The organism is Cupriavidus sp. USMAA2-4, assembly GCF_001854305.1.
Lineage (GTDB): Bacteria > Pseudomonadota > Gammaproteobacteria > Burkholderiales > Burkholderiaceae > Cupriavidus > Cupriavidus malaysiensis.
The window spans coordinates 3,574,948-3,590,523 of sequence record NZ_CP017748.1 but is presented as its reverse complement, the minus strand read 5'-3'; the positions used below and the strand labels follow the sequence as shown (position 1 = coordinate 3,590,523).

Sequence of the window (15,576 nt, the reverse complement as noted above, 5' to 3'; positions counted from 1 at the left end):
AGCCGGAGAACGCCATGCAACAGAAACACCCATCCATTCCACTGCAGGTGCAGGCGTTCCGCCGCCAGCGCTCGCGGCCTCTGTGGCCCTGGGTCTTGGCCGCCACGCTGATTGCGCTGCTGCTGATCTGGCTTGTGTCCCGGACGCCAGGCGAATCCTCAGAGCAAGCTCCCGCACCGGCCAGTACTGTGCAGGTGGCCGGGCCGCCCTGGCAGATGGGCAACACGGAGGGCCGTTTCGTGCTGACGTTCTACGCGGACCTCGAATGCCCGTTCTGCCGGGATTACTTTCCGCTGCTCAAGCGCTGGGTGGGCGACAACACGGACGTGGTCCTGCAATGGCACCACCAGCCGCTGGCCGCGCACGAGCCGGCTGCGTCAGCCGGGGCACGCCTGGCGGAATGCGCCGCCGAAGCAGGCGGACATGCTGCGTTCTGGCAGGCGATCGAATGGGTCTATGCGCACACGCGCAGCGACGGCCAGGGCGTGCCCGATGACCTGCGCTATCCAGGCCTTACACCCGCCATGGAGCAGTGCCTGGCCAGCGAGCGGCCCGACGCAAGCATTCGCGCTAAAGCCGCGGAAGCCACCAACAGCGGTGTGACCGCCACGCCGTCGCTGCGCCTGCATGATCGCAAGACGAGCCAGGCAATCCTATTACGGGGACCTATCGAGGGCGATGCCTTGCTGTCGGCCATGGACATGCTGGCGGCTGAGGACACGGCCAGCGATTCGGCGATCACACCCGTCACGCCCACATCCGAAATGCCTGCCGACGTTGTCGGCGACATGCCCAGGTAGCCCTCGGTCTTGGAGGCTACGGCGCGGCTTGCCGCGCTGACCGCTACCCGTTCGCTTCGCATCCCGGTGGCGAACAATCACCGCTGCGCGGTGGTGGATGCAACTTGTTCCGCTGTTTCCATTCCCAGGAGGGCTTGCCCTCCCTGGGTGGCGTCCTCCGTTCACATTCTGGAGGTTCGCCATGTCTCTCATCGTCAATGACTCCTGCGTGGAGCCACGTTTTCCCCCAGCGTCCCAATCTGATGATTGGATCATCCGGCAAGCCATCGCGTTGCTGGAGCAACGTGTTTTCAAGGCTGGACCGCTTCTTGACCAGCCACAGGCGGTGAAGGACTACCTGCGCCTGAAGCTCGTCGCCGAGCCAAACGAAGTGTTCGCCATTGTGTTCATGGACAGCCAGCACCGGGCCCTGGCCTACGAGCCGATGTTCAAAGGCACGCTCGATTCGACTGCGGTTTATCCGCGTGTTGTCGTGCAGCGGGCATTGGAGTTGAATGCGGGCGCGGTGATTCTTTCGCACCAACACCCCTCAGGATGCACTGAACCGTCGAGTGCAGATCGCGTTCTGACCGACCGACTGAAGGCAGCGTTGGCGCTCATCGACGTACGCGTGTTGGACCACATCATCGTCGGTCAAGGTACGCCGTACTCGTTCGCGGAATCCGGTCTGCTGTAGCGACGGCATCTGCTCCTTGATCCACGCGGAGGCTTCGGCCTCCGATTTTTCATGGGGGCGAGACAAGCAGGTATGCGGGCAGTCCACGATGCGCATTGTTTGTTGGGATCGCATCGGCTTCGCGTTTGACTATGGCCCTGATCCACTTCCGGGGCGCGCGTCATGCCAGCATCTTTCTCCAGGTTCGCGTCAGGCTGGCGAACCTTCGGCCTTGCCGTTACGCTGCCGGCGGCCCTGGCCGTGTTCAGCCCGGCCACCGTGGCCGCCGACGTGGTGGTCGTCACCGACAGCCACCACCCGGTCAAGACCATGGGTGGCGAGCAGCTGATCGAGCTGGACGAAGCACCCCGGCTTGAAGCGGACCTTTCTGCGCAACTGCCGGCCGATCCCGAACAGGCCGCGGCCATCGTCAAGCGCCGGATCAACGACGGCGGCACGGGTCTCCAGCGCCGCATCGCTTCTGCCTACCAGGGTGTCACCGACGCATGGAGCCTGGGGATCACCAGCATCCCGGCGGTCGTGGTGGATCAGCGCTACTTGGTCTATGGCGAGCCGGACGTGGCCCGCGCTGTCGCGCGCATCGAGCAGCATCGGAGGAAGCAGCCGTGACCCGTCCCTTCGATCTGATGCGCCGCCTGCGCGTCGCGGTGGCCTCGCTGCTGCTCTTCAGCGCCACAGGAAGTTACGCCATCAATACCGCAACCATTGTCGGCTCGGTGGCGTCCCCCGATTGCCTGGAGTATCGGGTGGTCGGCATCTGCTACTGGCTCTACTGCACCTGGACAGGCTGCACCGTGCGTACATCCGTCAAGGTGCGGCACTACGTACCCGATGCGGTCGTCTCCAGCTACAGCAACACGGGCGAGAACCCGTGGCTGGAAGTGCGTGCCATGAGCCTGCCCAACCCATCGGCCCAAGCCGGTGGCGATGGCACCACCAACGAAGACCACGAGAACAATCTCGCCAAGTTCAAGAACGCGGACGTTATCGGCCATCCCGGTGGCGAGGTGTTCAACCAGTTTGCGTCGTCATCGGGCTACTTCTGCGAGGGTGCGGGAACGGCGTTCATGCCGTATCTGCTCAGCACCCTGGATACGCTGGCCTGGCGCTACAACGTGCCCGAGATGGTCTACCCGGAGGCCTTGATCCCCGGCCTGCGCGAGATCGGTGCGCGCACCAGGCTTAACCTGTGGGGGAACGTCTATCCGCGCGGCGGCTTCCTGCACCAGGTTGACGACCACAAGGCTGGCGCGGTCGTGGCACAGCGCGCGGGCGATGTCGTCACGCGACGCGGGCAGATCCATGTCTACCAGCCGCTGCTGGCGAACTCGCGGCCCGGCTACTGGCCTGCCGGTGCGCTGATGGAGGGCGATGCCTCGACCGGCAAGTGGCAAGAACTCACGCCCGTCCTGTCCTCGTCCTGCACGGTATTCCCACGCAGTGGCTTCCTGACGCAGGCCCAGCAAGGCGACTACGCCTGGGCGTTGTGGCGGCCCTATGCGTGTTGCCAACGCCGCGGTCAGGTGTTCCTCGGCAGCGTCGATTTCCAATAGGGGTACAGCGATGAAGCGTCCCGAACTGATGAACCTTCCCAGCAGGGCATGCCGCCTGCTGCGCCCCTCGGTGATGGCCGTCGCGCTTGCTCTCGGCAGCGGGCTTGTGTGGGCACAGCCCAGCTACCAGACCAGCGGCACAGTCCTCGGCGATGAGGTCATGTACTCCATTGGTGGAGGCAGTGCGGTGTCCATGGGGCGTGCGGCCGGCATGCACTCGATTGGTGTCGGCGTAGGCTGGAACAGCAATCTGATCTGTGGCGACATGAGTATCCAGACGACGCTGCGCAACCAGCTCAACGGCATCACGAATGGCTTCCAGCAGATCATGAGCAACGTGATCCAGAGTGCCACCAGTGCCGTGGCGTCGTTGCCTGCGCTGATCATCCAGCGCGCTGATCCGGGCCTGTACAACCTGCTGACCAATGGTGTGCTGCAGGCGCGGCTGGACTTTGATCGCTCGAAGCTAACATGCCGCGCGATGGCCGAAAAGATGGCCGACACGGCGGGTGGCCAGCTTGGCTGGAGCCAGGTGGCCGAAGGCATGGCGCTGCGCGATGCGGTGTCGAGCACGGATGCCGTCTCTGCGATCGAACAGGCCGAAACGCGCCGCGGCAACGACGGCGTGCCCTGGGTGGGCGGCAGCAATGCCGGTGGCGCGGGACAGCCTGCCGTCCGGGTGGTTGGCGACGTGACCCGCGCGGGCTACAACCTGGTCAACGGCCGCGGCGTGACCGACACGTCCGCCATCTCGCCCAACAGTTGCGCGAGCCTGTCCTGCCAGACCTGGACGTCGCCGCAGCAGGCCACTGAATGGGCGACACGGGTGCTTGGGGAACAGGTGCAGCGCACCTGCGATGCCTGCACCAAGACCGAGACGGTGCCCGGCGTCGGACTGACGCCGCTGATCCAGGAAGAGTACGAGACCAAGCTGGAAGCCCTGCAGGAACTGGTTTCGGGGGCGCGCAACACGACGTTCGAGCACTTGCTTGCGGCCGGCAGCACCTCGCTGCCCATCACGCGGGGCGTGATCGAGGCGCTGCGTGACGAACCGGACAAGGAGCTGCTGGCGCGGCGCCTGGCATCGGAGGTGGCGCTGTCGTCGGTGTTGGAGAAGGCGTTGCTACTCCAGCGCACGCTGCTGACCGGCAAGAAGGAACCCAACGTGGCGGCGAACCAGCTGGCGGTCGCGGCGGTGAACCACGAAAGCGACACGCTCGACCAGGAGATCCGCAACCTCAAGACCGAACTGGAACTGCGCCGCGAGCTGGCGAACAACTCGCCGATGGCCATCATCCAGCGCCACGGCACGCGCGCCGCCGGCTCGCGCGGAATCTACGAAGGCGATCCGGTGCCCGATCGCCTCGACCGACTCCAGAAGGGCAATCCCGGAGGCACGCCATGAGCCCGATGCGCGCAACCTGGCTGCGTCAGCGCGGGTTGTTCAGCCGCCGCGTGGTGAAGGCGCTGCTGTGGACGGTGGCGATCGTCGCTGCGGCCCTGGGTGCCAACATCGCCGGGATCTATCTCGTCGGCAGCGTTGCCGGCTGGGAGCGGTGGCTGATGGCGGCCGCGGGCTACTTTCTGGTGTGGCGGTTGTGCCTGTACGGCGCGACGGCCTATGGCTGGGTCTGGATGCGGCGCCGGCTGCTGGCGCGCGAGGCGCAGAACGGGACGGAGGTTCAGGCACGGCGCCGCCTGCTGCGCAGCGAGATCGCCGGCGTCGTCGCCATCGTGGCGCTGGAAGCCAGCCTGCTGATGCAGGGCTGAGGGGAGATTCGGGCCATGACGCTTTTCACCACCGACTACCTGGAGTACTACCTCACCCTCGTGTCCTGGATCGTCCATAACGGCATCTGGGCCGTGCTGGTGTCCAGCGGGGTGTTCGCGCTGCCGTTCGTGGCGATCATCGTGCAGGAATGGCTGAAGGCGCGCGCGGAAGGCGCCGACGAAGGCAACAAGGGCGTGCTCTCGGCAGCGCGCATCGAGAACCGGGTGTTCGTCGCCATCGTGGTGGTGATGTTCGCCGGCATCCCGTTCATCGACGTGGATCTGAACACCATCCGGTACGACAACTCGCGTTCGGCCCAGTGCCAGGTCAGCGTGCCGCAGCCCACGGATACCGGCTGGTCGCAGTCCTTCAGCACCATCAACAACCAGAGTGCCAAGGTGCCGGTCTGGTGGGGTTTCATGCACGCGCTCTCGCGTGCCGTCACGGGCGCCTCGGTGGCCGCGATCCCGTGCGGCACCGATCTGCGGCAGATGCGCATGGAGATCGATGCCACGCGCATCGACGATCCGGTGCTGGCTCAGGAGGTGGCGGACTTCTCGCGCGACTGCTACGGGCCGGCGCGCGCCAAGCTGTTCATGCAGCGCCCGAACCTCGATGAGACGCAGATGCACGACGTGACCTGGATCGGCTCGCGCTTCTTCACGGACACGGGCGGCTACTACGACACCTACCGCTCCAGCACGCCGCGCGACGACTGGCCCTACGACAGCACCCGCGATGCGGGGCTTGCGCAGGTGGCCAGCGGTGGCGGCTACCCGAACTGCAGGCAGTGGTGGGCCGACGGCAGCAACGGCCTGCGCGCGCGGCTGCTGGGCCAGGTGGACCCCAGCCTGCTGAATCGCCTGGCGGGCTGGGCCGGATTCCTGAGCCGTGCCGAGGTGGACGATTCCGTGATCCGCGCCATTGCCTCGCCACGCCAACAGAAGCTCAACCAGGGTTCGGTCTATACCGACTACGGCGGCCAGATCGACAAGACCTTGCCGAACATCGTGACGCGCGCGGCTGGCGACGTCGGGATGGCCGTGGGTGCGATTGCGGCGTTCCCTGCCATGGACGTCGTGCGCCAGGCGTTGCCCATGGTGCTTGCCTTGCTCAAGATGGCGCTGGTCATCTGTATCCCGCTGGTGCTGGTCGTGGGCACCTATGACCTGAAGACGGTAATCACCGTGAGCGTCGTGCAGTTCGCGCTGTTCTTCGTGGATTTCTGGTTCCAACTCGCTCGCTGGGTCGACAGCACTATCCTCGATGCGCTCTATGGCTGGGGATTCGGCTGGAACCGGCCGCACAGCAACTTCGACCCATTGGTGGGGCTGAACAATGCCTTCGGTGACATGCTTCTAATGTTCGTGATGGGGACGATGTTCCTGGTCCTGCCGGGATTCTGGCTGGCGAGCCTGACATGGGTCGGAATTCGAGCAGGACATGCCATCCAGGGGCTTTCAGATGGCAGCAAGAGCGCCGGCCAGGCGGGTGGCAAGGGTGCCGGGGCGCTAACCGGCGGCAAGCTGAAGTAGCACGGCATCGGTCAGTCGTCCGTGTACAACTCGTGCGAAGTATCGTTGTACAGGTTGGGATCGTAGCCCGGTGTCTTCCGCAGTTCGGTGAGATCGGTGAAAGGCCACTCTTCCTCGCCAGAGTTGTTGGCAGCAGCAGCCCATCCCGCCACTGCCACGCCCAGCAACACGAGTCCGATCCAGAAAGCGACGTAGAGCAGTAGTCCTAGCGCAGCCAGCTTGACCACCCACAACAGTACGGTGGCCACAGCCACCGGCATCCCCTTGGATGCCAACCGTTTCGACATCCGCCGCTCGCCACGTATATACGCGCGCCATACCCTGCCGAAGCTGCGGCCAAGGCGTTCTGCGGTGCTGATGCGAGCTGTCGTGTTCATGATCGTCTCCTGCTACAGCGGCATACCTATTCCAGTTTGCTCCAATCCTGCTTGCTTGCCTGTACCAATGCGTTCCAGTCGTCTGGCGGGTTTCCGCGTCCAAGCATCTTCTCGAACACGGCATACGGGTCGGACTTGCTGCCCGAAGACCGTAGGGTCTGCTCGTCGTTAACCCAGGCGTACATGATGACCTTCGCCTTCGAGTCGTACCGGAAGAACAGCCGGTAACGCCTTCCGAGCTTGGCCCGCCGCCAGTGGCGATAGTCCGACCCCATAGTGTTGCCCTGACGGTACTCGTCGCGTCCCGGATCACCCGGCACCACGTCTTGTATCAACTGGACCAAGGCCCGGAAGAACTTGACGTTGGCGTTGGACGCGAACCCTTGCGGGTCGTTCTCCTGGGCACGCAGCACAGCTGCGCGCAGCTTCATCATCTGCTCGATCAGGTTGTCGTGGAACAGCAGTGTCCAGCCATGCTGTTGCATCAGATTTCCACGTCCTCAGCGAAATCATCGCCCAGGTCCACCTTGTGGCCGGCGTGCTCCAGCATCGTGCGAGCCAGATCCTCGGGCAGACCGCGAACATTCCGGCCTGCTTCAATGTCGCGCGCCAGCAGGGCCAGGAACGCGGCAATGGCCGGGTCCTCGTGCTCCGCATCGGCACGGGTCACGACCACTTCACCGCCGCGAAGCTCGAACGCGAGCTTGCTGCCGGTATCGGCACCAAGCGCCTGGCGGATGGACTTGGGCAGCGTGATCTGCCCCTTGGATGTCAGCGTGGCAACTTCGTGAATGGCAGGCATGGCGGCTCTCCTGATAGCAATGCCTGCATTGTAAGGATTATTCCTTACCAAATCAATGCAAGGTTTCATGATGTTCTCCGCATTCAACATTGAACCTCATCGTAGGGAGGGAACAGTGAGCCTTCCCGCATCAATCCGGCCTTGGTGAAGCCCGATTTGATGGTGGACGGTCAATGTTCGCTGCCCTATACCCAAAGGCTGTAACTGCCAAAGAGCCAAAAGGGCAAGGGAACGGGGGGACAAGGGGAAAGGCTCTACCTCGAAAAGGCGAAAAGGCCTCCCGGTAAGCCCACCACCAGGACACCCGGATGCTCTCTCTGTTCCAACGAAAACGGGCCTCGGGGGCAGTCGCTCCGTTGCCAGCACCCGCTACCGATCTCCCGAAAGGGCTGATGCGGCCGCAGTCGGCCGCATCGCTGCTGGCCACGCCGCGGCGACAGATACTGCTGGAACACATTTGGCAGAGAACCTCGCTGTCTCGCCGTCAGTTCGCCACGCTGTACTTGGCGCCATTGCACCGCTATGCCGAGCTGGTCCAGGCTTTCCCGGCATCCGAAGCGCATCACCATGCCTACCCAGGCGGCATGCTCGACCACGGCCTGGAAATCGTCGCCTACGCGCTCAAGCTGCGGCAGTCCCATCTGCTTCCCATCGGCGCCAGCCCCGAAGACCAGGCAGCGCAAGCCGAAGCCTGGACCGCCGCCGTTGCCTATGCCGCACTGCTGCACGACATCGGCAAGATCGCCGTCGATCTGCACATCGAACTGGCCGACGGCAGCATCTGGCACCCGTGGCACGGCCCGCTGCTGCACCAGCCATACCGCTTCCGCTACCGCGATGATCGCGAGTACCGGCTCCACAGCGCCGCGACAGGCTTGCTCTACCGGCAACTGCTCGACCGCGAAATCCTGGACTGGCTCAGCGGCTATCCGTCCCTGTGGGCGCCGCTGCTCTACGTCCTGGCCGGGCAGTACGAGCACGCCGGGGTGCTGGGCGAACTGGTTGTGCAGGCAGACCGCGCCTCCGTCGCTCAGGAGTTGGGCGGCGATCCCGCGCGAGCCATGACCGCACCCAAGCACGCACTGCAACGCAAGCTGCTCGATGGGCTGCGCTACCTGCTCAAGGAAGAGCTGAAACTGAACCAGCCCGAAGCCTCCGACGGCTGGCTCACCGAGGATGCGCTATGGCTGGTGAGCAAGACAGCCTCGGACAAGCTGCGAGCGCATCTGCTGTCCCAGGGAATCGACGGCATCCCGGCGAACAACACCGCCGTGTTCAACGTGCTTCAGGACCACGGTATGTTGCAGCCGACGCCCGATGGTAAAGCGATCTGGCGCGCGAGCGTGACCAGTTCAACCGGCTGGTCCCATTCGTTCACCCTGTTGCGGCTTGCACCTGCGCTGATTTGGGAGCCTGGAGAGCGGCCGGCGTCGTTCGCTGGGTCGGTGGCGATCGACACGACACCGGTCGACAAAGATGCAGATGCCTCGGGGCAAACGCCGGCAATCGCGGCAATGCCTCCTGCCGAAGATTGGCAGTCCGCTCCGTGGAAGGACGTCGGCGGCGGCTCTGCCACGCTTCAACAGCCCGTTGCCCAAGCAGTGCCAGATGTCATGGAAGACATGCTCGCGATGGTGGGAATGGGGGATTTGCCTACCCTCCGGAAGGATGCAGAAGCCGCCTCGGTCGAAGTGCCTGCTGCAGGCCGTTCAACGCCTGCACCGCACCTGGCGGAGCCTTTGCCTCTTTCACCAGCGCCCGCGTACACGGCCGCGCAGCCATCCGGTGAGCACTTCGTGGCATGGCTGCAACAGGGCATCGCCTCACGGCGGCTCATCATCAACGATGCAAAAGCGCTGGTGCATTCCGTCAGCGATACCGCGTACCTGGTCAGTCCTGGTGTGTTTCAGCGCTACGCACAAGAGCATCCCCAGGTAGGCAGGCTGGCCAAACAGGAAAGCCAGCAGGATTGGCAATGGGTGCAAAAGCGCTTTGAACGGCTGCAACTGCATCGCAAGCAGCCCAACGGGCTGAACATCTGGACCTGCGAAGTCACAGGGCCTCGCAAGTCGCGGAGGCTGCATGGATATCTGTTGCTTGAACCTCGTTCGATATTCAATGATCAGCCGCCAAACAACCCATTCTTGAAGTTGGCATAGTCAACCAAGAAAGGCAGATTGAAGCCAATAATCTACTGCTGTGCAGCACTGCTGTCCGTAGCCCCTTGAGAAGATGTAGCGCCTTCTGCCTTCTTGGCGGTGGCGTCGCGTTGAGCGGCTTCCAGATCCGCGATGCGCGCCCCAAGGACGTGTACTTGTTCTCGAAGTATTTCGTTCTCATGTTCCGCTACAGAACGCTGCTGATTACCTTGCTCGACGGCGGTCAGTAGCTTCACTTGCCACTGATCCTCGGAGGAACTGCTGTCCCGGTCTTGGACGTAAGCGAAACCAGAGACGATCAAGGCAAACAAGGCCAAAACCGCCGAGATGCCAACCGACCACACCGCGATGGTGATCTGCGTGCGCGTGGACTGATCGGTTCTTCGGTCGCGCTCGTCCATCTGCTCCATCAGGGTCGTCGCTGCTTCCGCCAAGTCCTTGAGCGTCTTGGCCGACTCTGCAGTCATCTGTCCGGTGAGGCGCGTCAACTCCATTTCTTCGGCGCGCTCTTTCACGCGCTCGTGCGCTTGCTGCACCATCTGCCTGTTCAAAGCATCGAAGTGATCCGTGCGAATCGGCTGGATTTCCAATGGCGCTGGCTTTGAAAATTTCGTCAATTCCTCGTAGGCGCTCAAGGTTGATCCCAAGACCGACGTGCTCTTACGGACGTGATCAAAAAGGCCACGATTGGAACCGAGCAACGACTCGTGCATTCGCTTCGCACTCTGGCGATAGTCATCGACTTCCGCCTTGAGTAGTCGCACCAGATAGGCCGACGCCGTTTCACGCGTTTCTCGCACGGCAGGTTTCCGCTCTTGCGAGTTTTCGCGAGTAGTCAGCAATGCTGACGACTGCGCATAGGCATCAGCAATCCGCTCGATCTCGTCGTTCGAGAGACCTGCAACAATCGCGGCATCAAGAGGGACGCGCTCCGGGGCCTCGTCGGATTCAACGGCCAAGCTGCCAATGCTCGGCAAGAAAGCCCTGATCTGGCTGACCACATCGCCAGGTTCGAGCTTCCCGAAATCGGTAATGTCGCGCACACGCAGCGGATACAAATAGATTCTTCCTGCTGATGTTTCGATATCGGTGACTGGCTTTGATCGAAGTAGAGGGTCGGCAGGGATTCATGTAAAAAACCGCAGAAACGACCTTAAGCCTATGATTCCATTGGAATTATGGTGGCATCGAAATTCAAAGGACCGATCTTCCTTTTGAAGTCCAGCGTGTAGTCCCCAAACCGATTGATGTGCGCCGTGCGAAACGGCGCCAGGCCCCCCAGGATCTCCAGCGTGATCTCGGCACCCTCGTCCCGCAGCTCCTGCAGAACCCGCGTCATGCCCACCACGTTGTGCAGAATGATCATGTTGGCCACCAGGTGGTTGTACTTGATCACCTTGCGCTGCTCGTGGCGGATGTTCTCCGCAATGATCCCCTCTCCCCCGAAGAAGGACCAGCCGGTAAAGCTGTTGAATTGCTCGCTCTTGTTGGTTTCGGCATGGATCACCTTGCGCAGACCGACATCGCCGATGTAGCTCAGCAAGAACATGGTTCGGATCACCTTGCCGAGTTCCACAAACGCGAAGTACAGCTTGTTCTTGCGGCTGTAGGTGCCGAGCCGGCGCAGGATGGCCGACGGCGTGATCTTGCCGGTCTTGATGGAAACCGCCACCCGCAGCATTGCCGGCAAATGCAGTTCAATCAACCGCCAGTCGATCACATCGCTGAACAGCGCATTGATGTTCCGATAAGAATTTCCCGGCTCGGGGCGATGGAATTTGAGGTCCTGGATACCCCGGATGCGCGGCATGAGCTGGATGCCCAGGAGGTGCGCCAGCGCGAAGACCGGGTAGCTCTGGGCCTGCGTGTCCCCGTGAATCGTGTCCGGCCGGATGTCCGATTCGTTGGTCATCAGCCCATCCAGGATGTGGATGCCCTCATAGGTGCCGCAGGAAATGAAGTGGCTGAACAGCGCGATGAACTTGTCGGACACATGGTAGTAGCCGACGCCACCGTACCCGCCATAGCGGATATGGTGCTCGGATAGCAAGTTCTGCTCGTAAAGATTCCACTTCGTACCGTCGGCCGACGCGTGCTTGCCGGTGCCCCAGTAGCCTGGCAGTTCAAACTTGTTGTACGCATTGATGACCTTGACAATGGCCTTGTCCAGAAGGTCCTCGCTGACGTATTTCAGGTTCAACCAGGAAATCTGGCGGCGGCTCAGCCCTTTGATGGATTTGGCGGTCTGCACCGGCCCGAGGTTGCAGCCGTAGCAAAACAGCGTCGTGATGACGCGCATGCGCAGGTCCGCAAGGCGGCTGTCCGTCCCGGCCAATGGCCGGAACAGCTTGTGCAGGTCGAGCCAGCGTTCGGCGTCGATCATCACGTCCACGATGCTGGCCGCTTCCATCCGCTCGGTGATCAAGGCGTCGATCCGCGCGGCGGCCTCGACGATTTCGGAGCGCGGCGGTTTGCGCAGGATCAGGCGGCCATCGACGATCTCGGCATGGGCGTTTTCCGGGAAAGTGGCGTCGATGTCCCGTGCCCGCTGAGCCATGGCGGATTTGAGCATCGTCACAAAGGTGCCGGGATCTGTCTCGATGCCGGTGACCTGGCCATAGTCGCCCACCTCCTTTTCAAAGGTTTCGTCATCGACCAGTTGCTCGCGGTAGTCGTCATAACGCTCGCCGTACTTGATGAAGAGATCACCCGACTTCAGGTCATCCTTGACGGCATGCATGACTGCCAGTTCAAAATACCGGCGGTGGACGGCCTCTGCCCGGCCTTTGCCTGCTGGCCGGACCAACACCAGCCTCCTCCACTGGGCTGACATCCAGCGGAGGTCCTTGTCTTCACTCAGGCCCAGCACGTCCAGCAATACGATGTCCGCGCGGTTATCGCGCAGCTTGTAAAGGGCCTCGATCAGCCGTTCCACCACTTGGTCCTCGCTGCTGGCCTTGGGCGAGGCGATGCCAATGCAATTTAGCAGCTGAGCCCGGACCATCTTGTAGGGTTGCAGCAGGAAAGGCAGATGGTTGCGGCCGGCGTAGGCCAGGTGCTGCTCGCATTCGTTCAGCAGCTCGTCCACCTCGGCCACCAGGGTGGTGCTGATGGCCTCAACGCGCTGGGTGTCCGTCCCCTCCAACTGGTAGGCGCCCAGGATGTCTTTGAGCTGGCCGACCAGCATGTCGGTTTTCTGGACCCGCTCCTGCTGGAAGGAGAGCAATTTCTGCCTGGCATTGTTTTCCAGGTTCTGCATCAGGCGAATAAACAGATCGGCAGCATCGTCCAGAGACTGGGCATGCTGCGCCCGGATGAAGATCACTGCCAAGGCGTAGCGCTTTTGCGGCTTGAGTTCGGCCATCTCGGCCGCATCGAGGGCGCGCGCCAGGTGCCGGAACTGCTTGAGCTTGGGCACCGGCACGTCAGGCTTTGGAAGCAGCTCCACCAGGTATTGCAGGCGCCGGATGTGCTGAATGTAGGTGCGCGTTTCCTTGTTGGTCGGCCGCTTGGGTTCGCGTTTGAGCATTTGCCATGCGGAAACCGACTCACCCATGGCGGTTTTTAACAAGCCGTCGATCAGGGCCTTGGTATGAGCCGTCAACTGGCTGGTGATCGCTGAAAAATACCGGCTGTTGCTCTTTTCCCGGGCCCGAAACGCCATTCGGTCCAGCGTCGAGAAGGCAGGCAGCTCGTAGCGATGGTGGACCAGCTCTTCCAGCATCACGTTGATGATGTCGGCTACCGCGTGTTTGGTCTCGGCAGCCGTGTCGGCCACAACCTCCAGCCAGACATGACCCGCCGGGTTCAAGGGTTTGACATTCAGGTGCCGGCGCAAAGCTGCGAAAAGCGCCGTGCGCGAGCCCGATGCCTCGAAGCGCTTGAGGTCCGCTGCCAGGGGCGGTCGAGCCGAACCCGCCTGCTGCGCAATGTGCTCTCGGATCACCGGTGGCACCTCGGCCAGGGGGATGAAATAGCCCAGGCGCTGGAATACCTTCAGGTGGATCAGCGCCGCCATGCGCGGCAAGGCGCGCTTGCCGACGCCTGCAGCCAGGAGTTGTTCATCCTCGGTCGGTGTGTAAAGCTCCGCCAGCTCACGCGGTGTCGGATCGGGTTTCAGGCTGGGATAGGCCGTCTCATGGAGTGAGGTCATTCGCGGGGACTACCCCGCCTGGCGGCTTTGCTACCCATCGCCTCAATCCCAATAGGTGTCGGTGGCCGGTTCGTGAAACGAGGTTTCCAGCAGGCAGTGGTTGTCCTCTGCGATGCGGTACATGTCATCCAGCAGCGAGGCGATCACCTCGTCCAGCAAGTCGCGGGACAGGTAAGGAACCGCCAGCTCGTAGAGCGTGCCCTCGGTGTTCAGGCGTTGCATGGCAAAACGCTCAAAGCAGGTCCGCTCGATCAGCCGGTGGCCGCGGGCCAGGCCGCGCGACTGCTTGCTGAAACGGGACAGCACCATCGTGATGCGCAGGACCGCCACGGGCGTGGGTCCTTCGGCCGGCAGGCGGGCAACTTCGGCCTGTTCGATCAGCAACAACAAAGGCGGCGGGGACTGCGGAGTTGCCGGCGCAAGTGCTGTCAGGCCCTGCTCGAACCGGGCTTGCAGGCTGGAATCCGACGCGTCGAGATAGCGCATGGCTGATTTGACATCCTTCCAGCCGACGTATTCCATCAGCTCCTTGATATCCCAGCCGCTGGCGCGGGCCCAGCCCGCAAAGCCGCGGCGCATGGAGTGGCTGCTGTATTCCTCGGGCGACTCCATGCCGGATTCGGCGAACAGGCTGCGCAGCAAAGGGATCAAGCTGTTGGCATGCAGGCTTTCGTCGGCCACATGTCCCCAGCGGTCAATCTTGCGGAACGCCGGTCCCTCGGTCAATCCAGCTAGGTTGACCCAGGCATTGAAAGCCGTCACGGGACATAGGCGGGACAGCGCCGGGCATCTGAAAACGCGGCCCTGACGCTGCCTGTCGCCTTTGCCGCGGCCCAGGTAGCAGGTCATGCCTTGGCCGAGGGTGACCTCGATGTTCTCAACGCGCAGATTCACCACTTCGTCGGAGCGAAAGCCACGCCAAAATCCCAGCAGCATCAGGCTGCGGTCGCGCGTGTGGCGCAGCAAGGCGGGCTGGTCGCCGGACCACTGCGCATTGGTGATGGCGGTATCGAGCCATTGATCGACCTGCTGAAGCACGGCCAGTTCCAGGGGGCGGGCGCGCTTTTCTGGAACGCTGTGCACCGAGCGAATGCCCTTGAAGACCTGGCGCACCAAGGCCGATTTGGTGGGGTCGGGAAAGCCGTGGTCGGTGTGCCACCGCGACAGCGCCGCCAGACGCAGGCGCAGGGTGTTGATGGACTGGGTAGCCGCGTGATCGGCCAGATAGCGGGCGATGGCATCCGCCGTGGAAGGCAGCAAACCTTTCCACTCAACTTCAAAATGGCGAATCGCAGAAGCGTAGCTCCGGCGCGTGTTGTCACTTTCAGCGGCCTCAATATATTGAGCAAGACGGGTCATGTATCGGTTGTCAGGGCTGTTTTCACGTCAGGATGATTGACGGCGGTTTACGTTTTTCTGGCTGCGATCTTCGCTTCGTACTCCGAGATGACCAATGCCTCCGCCTATTCGGTGCTGAGCTCTCCTCTGTCGTACTGCGTCAGCCAGAGCTGAATCAGATTGGTCGACAGGGTGTACTTCCTCGCCGCATCGCGCCGGCCGATAGCGCCGCTTCGGATGTCCTGGCAAAGCTGGATCTTGAACTCCGGCGCATGGCGCCGATACGTGCCTCTTGATGACATGACCCTCTCCTGGTTGAAGGCCCGGCCAGCGTATCAGTTCTACTTTGCCCGGTGGTCCAGCCGCATGGGGTCACTCCACCGGTGGCTCAGATTTCGATCGGCGCCGACAT

The 15,576-nt window shown here is 62.6% G+C and carries 15 protein-coding genes; 8 read left to right on the top strand and 7 right to left on the bottom strand.

Translation table 11 applies throughout. The features are described from left to right. Positions 1-14 precede the first annotated feature (14 nt). The 7 genes from BKK79_RS15915 (at position 15) to BKK79_RS15885 (ending at position 6,335) form a co-directional block, all read left to right on the top strand. Positions 15-800, top strand: a complete 786-nt coding sequence (locus BKK79_RS15915) for a DsbA family protein (RefSeq protein WP_071038042.1) — start codon at positions 15-17, stop codon at positions 798-800. Positions 801-981: 181 nt separating this feature from the next. Continuing rightward, positions 982-1,476: a RadC family protein gene (gene radC, locus BKK79_RS15910; RefSeq protein WP_071038041.1), complete on the top strand. Its 495-nt coding sequence runs from the start codon at positions 982-984 to the stop codon at positions 1,474-1,476. Positions 1,477-1,638: 162 nt separating this feature from the next. Continuing rightward, complete coding sequence (locus tag BKK79_RS15905; RefSeq protein ID WP_071038040.1) at positions 1,639-2,085, top strand: TIGR03757 family integrating conjugative element protein; 447 nt, start codon at positions 1,639-1,641, stop codon at positions 2,083-2,085. Next, complete coding sequence (locus BKK79_RS15900; protein ID WP_071038039.1) at positions 2,082-3,029, top strand: TIGR03756 family integrating conjugative element protein; 948 nt, start codon at positions 2,082-2,084, stop codon at positions 3,027-3,029. The genes BKK79_RS15905 and BKK79_RS15900 overlap by 4 nt, the downstream gene beginning before the upstream one ends. A 10-nt stretch (positions 3,030-3,039) precedes the next feature. After that, positions 3,040-4,434, top strand: coding sequence for an integrating conjugative element protein (locus BKK79_RS15895; protein WP_071038038.1), 1,395 nt, complete (start codon positions 3,040-3,042; stop codon positions 4,432-4,434). After that, a complete protein-coding gene (locus tag BKK79_RS15890) occupies positions 4,431-4,799 on the top strand; it encodes a hypothetical protein (RefSeq protein ID WP_071038037.1) in 369 nt (122 codons plus the stop codon). The genes BKK79_RS15895 and BKK79_RS15890 overlap by 4 nt, the downstream gene beginning before the upstream one ends. A 15-nt stretch (positions 4,800-4,814) precedes the next feature. Continuing rightward, positions 4,815-6,335: a conjugal transfer protein TraG N-terminal domain-containing protein gene (locus BKK79_RS15885; protein WP_071038036.1), complete on the top strand. Its 1,521-nt coding sequence runs from the start codon at positions 4,815-4,817 to the stop codon at positions 6,333-6,335. A gap of 11 nt (positions 6,336-6,346) precedes the next feature. Here BKK79_RS15885 and BKK79_RS15880 read toward each other — a convergent pair whose 3' ends face one another. The 3 genes from BKK79_RS15880 to BKK79_RS15870 are packed head-to-tail and all read right to left on the bottom strand — an operon-like array spanning position 6,347 to position 7,514. Beyond that, complete coding sequence (locus tag BKK79_RS15880) at positions 6,347-6,712, bottom strand: DUF3742 family protein (RefSeq protein ID WP_071038035.1); 366 nt, start codon at positions 6,710-6,712, stop codon at positions 6,347-6,349. Positions 6,713-6,738: 26 nt separating this feature from the next. Next, complete coding sequence (locus BKK79_RS15875) at positions 6,739-7,197, bottom strand: type II toxin-antitoxin system YhaV family toxin (protein ID WP_071038034.1); 459 nt, start codon at positions 7,195-7,197, stop codon at positions 6,739-6,741. Further along, positions 7,197-7,514 (bottom strand): type II toxin-antitoxin system PrlF family antitoxin, encoded by a 318-nt coding sequence (locus BKK79_RS15870; protein WP_071038033.1) that lies wholly within the window; start codon positions 7,512-7,514, stop codon positions 7,197-7,199. The genes BKK79_RS15875 and BKK79_RS15870 overlap by 1 nt, the downstream gene beginning before the upstream one ends. A 308-nt stretch (positions 7,515-7,822) precedes the next feature. Here BKK79_RS15870 and mobH point away from each other — a divergent pair, with 308 nt between their 5' ends. Continuing rightward, positions 7,823-9,673, top strand: coding sequence for a MobH family relaxase (mobH, locus tag BKK79_RS15865; protein WP_071038032.1), 1,851 nt, complete (start codon positions 7,823-7,825; stop codon positions 9,671-9,673). A 32-nt stretch (positions 9,674-9,705) separates the two neighbouring features. On the opposite strand, the gene BKK79_RS15860 is transcribed toward mobH, so the two are convergent. From BKK79_RS15860 to BKK79_RS15845, 4 genes are all read right to left on the bottom strand, one after another. Continuing rightward, positions 9,706-10,731, bottom strand: coding sequence for a hypothetical protein (locus BKK79_RS15860; protein ID WP_198173288.1), 1,026 nt, complete (start codon positions 10,729-10,731; stop codon positions 9,706-9,708). 101 nt (positions 10,732-10,832) lie between these two features. Further along, on the bottom strand, positions 10,833-13,826 hold the full coding sequence (locus BKK79_RS15855) for a Tn3 family transposase (protein ID WP_071038030.1): 2,994 nt from the start codon (positions 13,824-13,826) through the stop codon (positions 10,833-10,835). Between the two features lie 42 nt (positions 13,827-13,868). Continuing rightward, positions 13,869-15,185, bottom strand: coding sequence for a site-specific integrase (locus BKK79_RS15850; protein WP_071038029.1), 1,317 nt, complete (start codon positions 15,183-15,185; stop codon positions 13,869-13,871). Between the two features lie 104 nt (positions 15,186-15,289). Continuing rightward, positions 15,290-15,466, bottom strand: a complete 177-nt coding sequence (locus BKK79_RS15845; RefSeq protein ID WP_198173287.1) for a hypothetical protein — start codon at positions 15,464-15,466, stop codon at positions 15,290-15,292. Between the last annotated feature and the right edge of the window lie 110 nt (positions 15,467-15,576).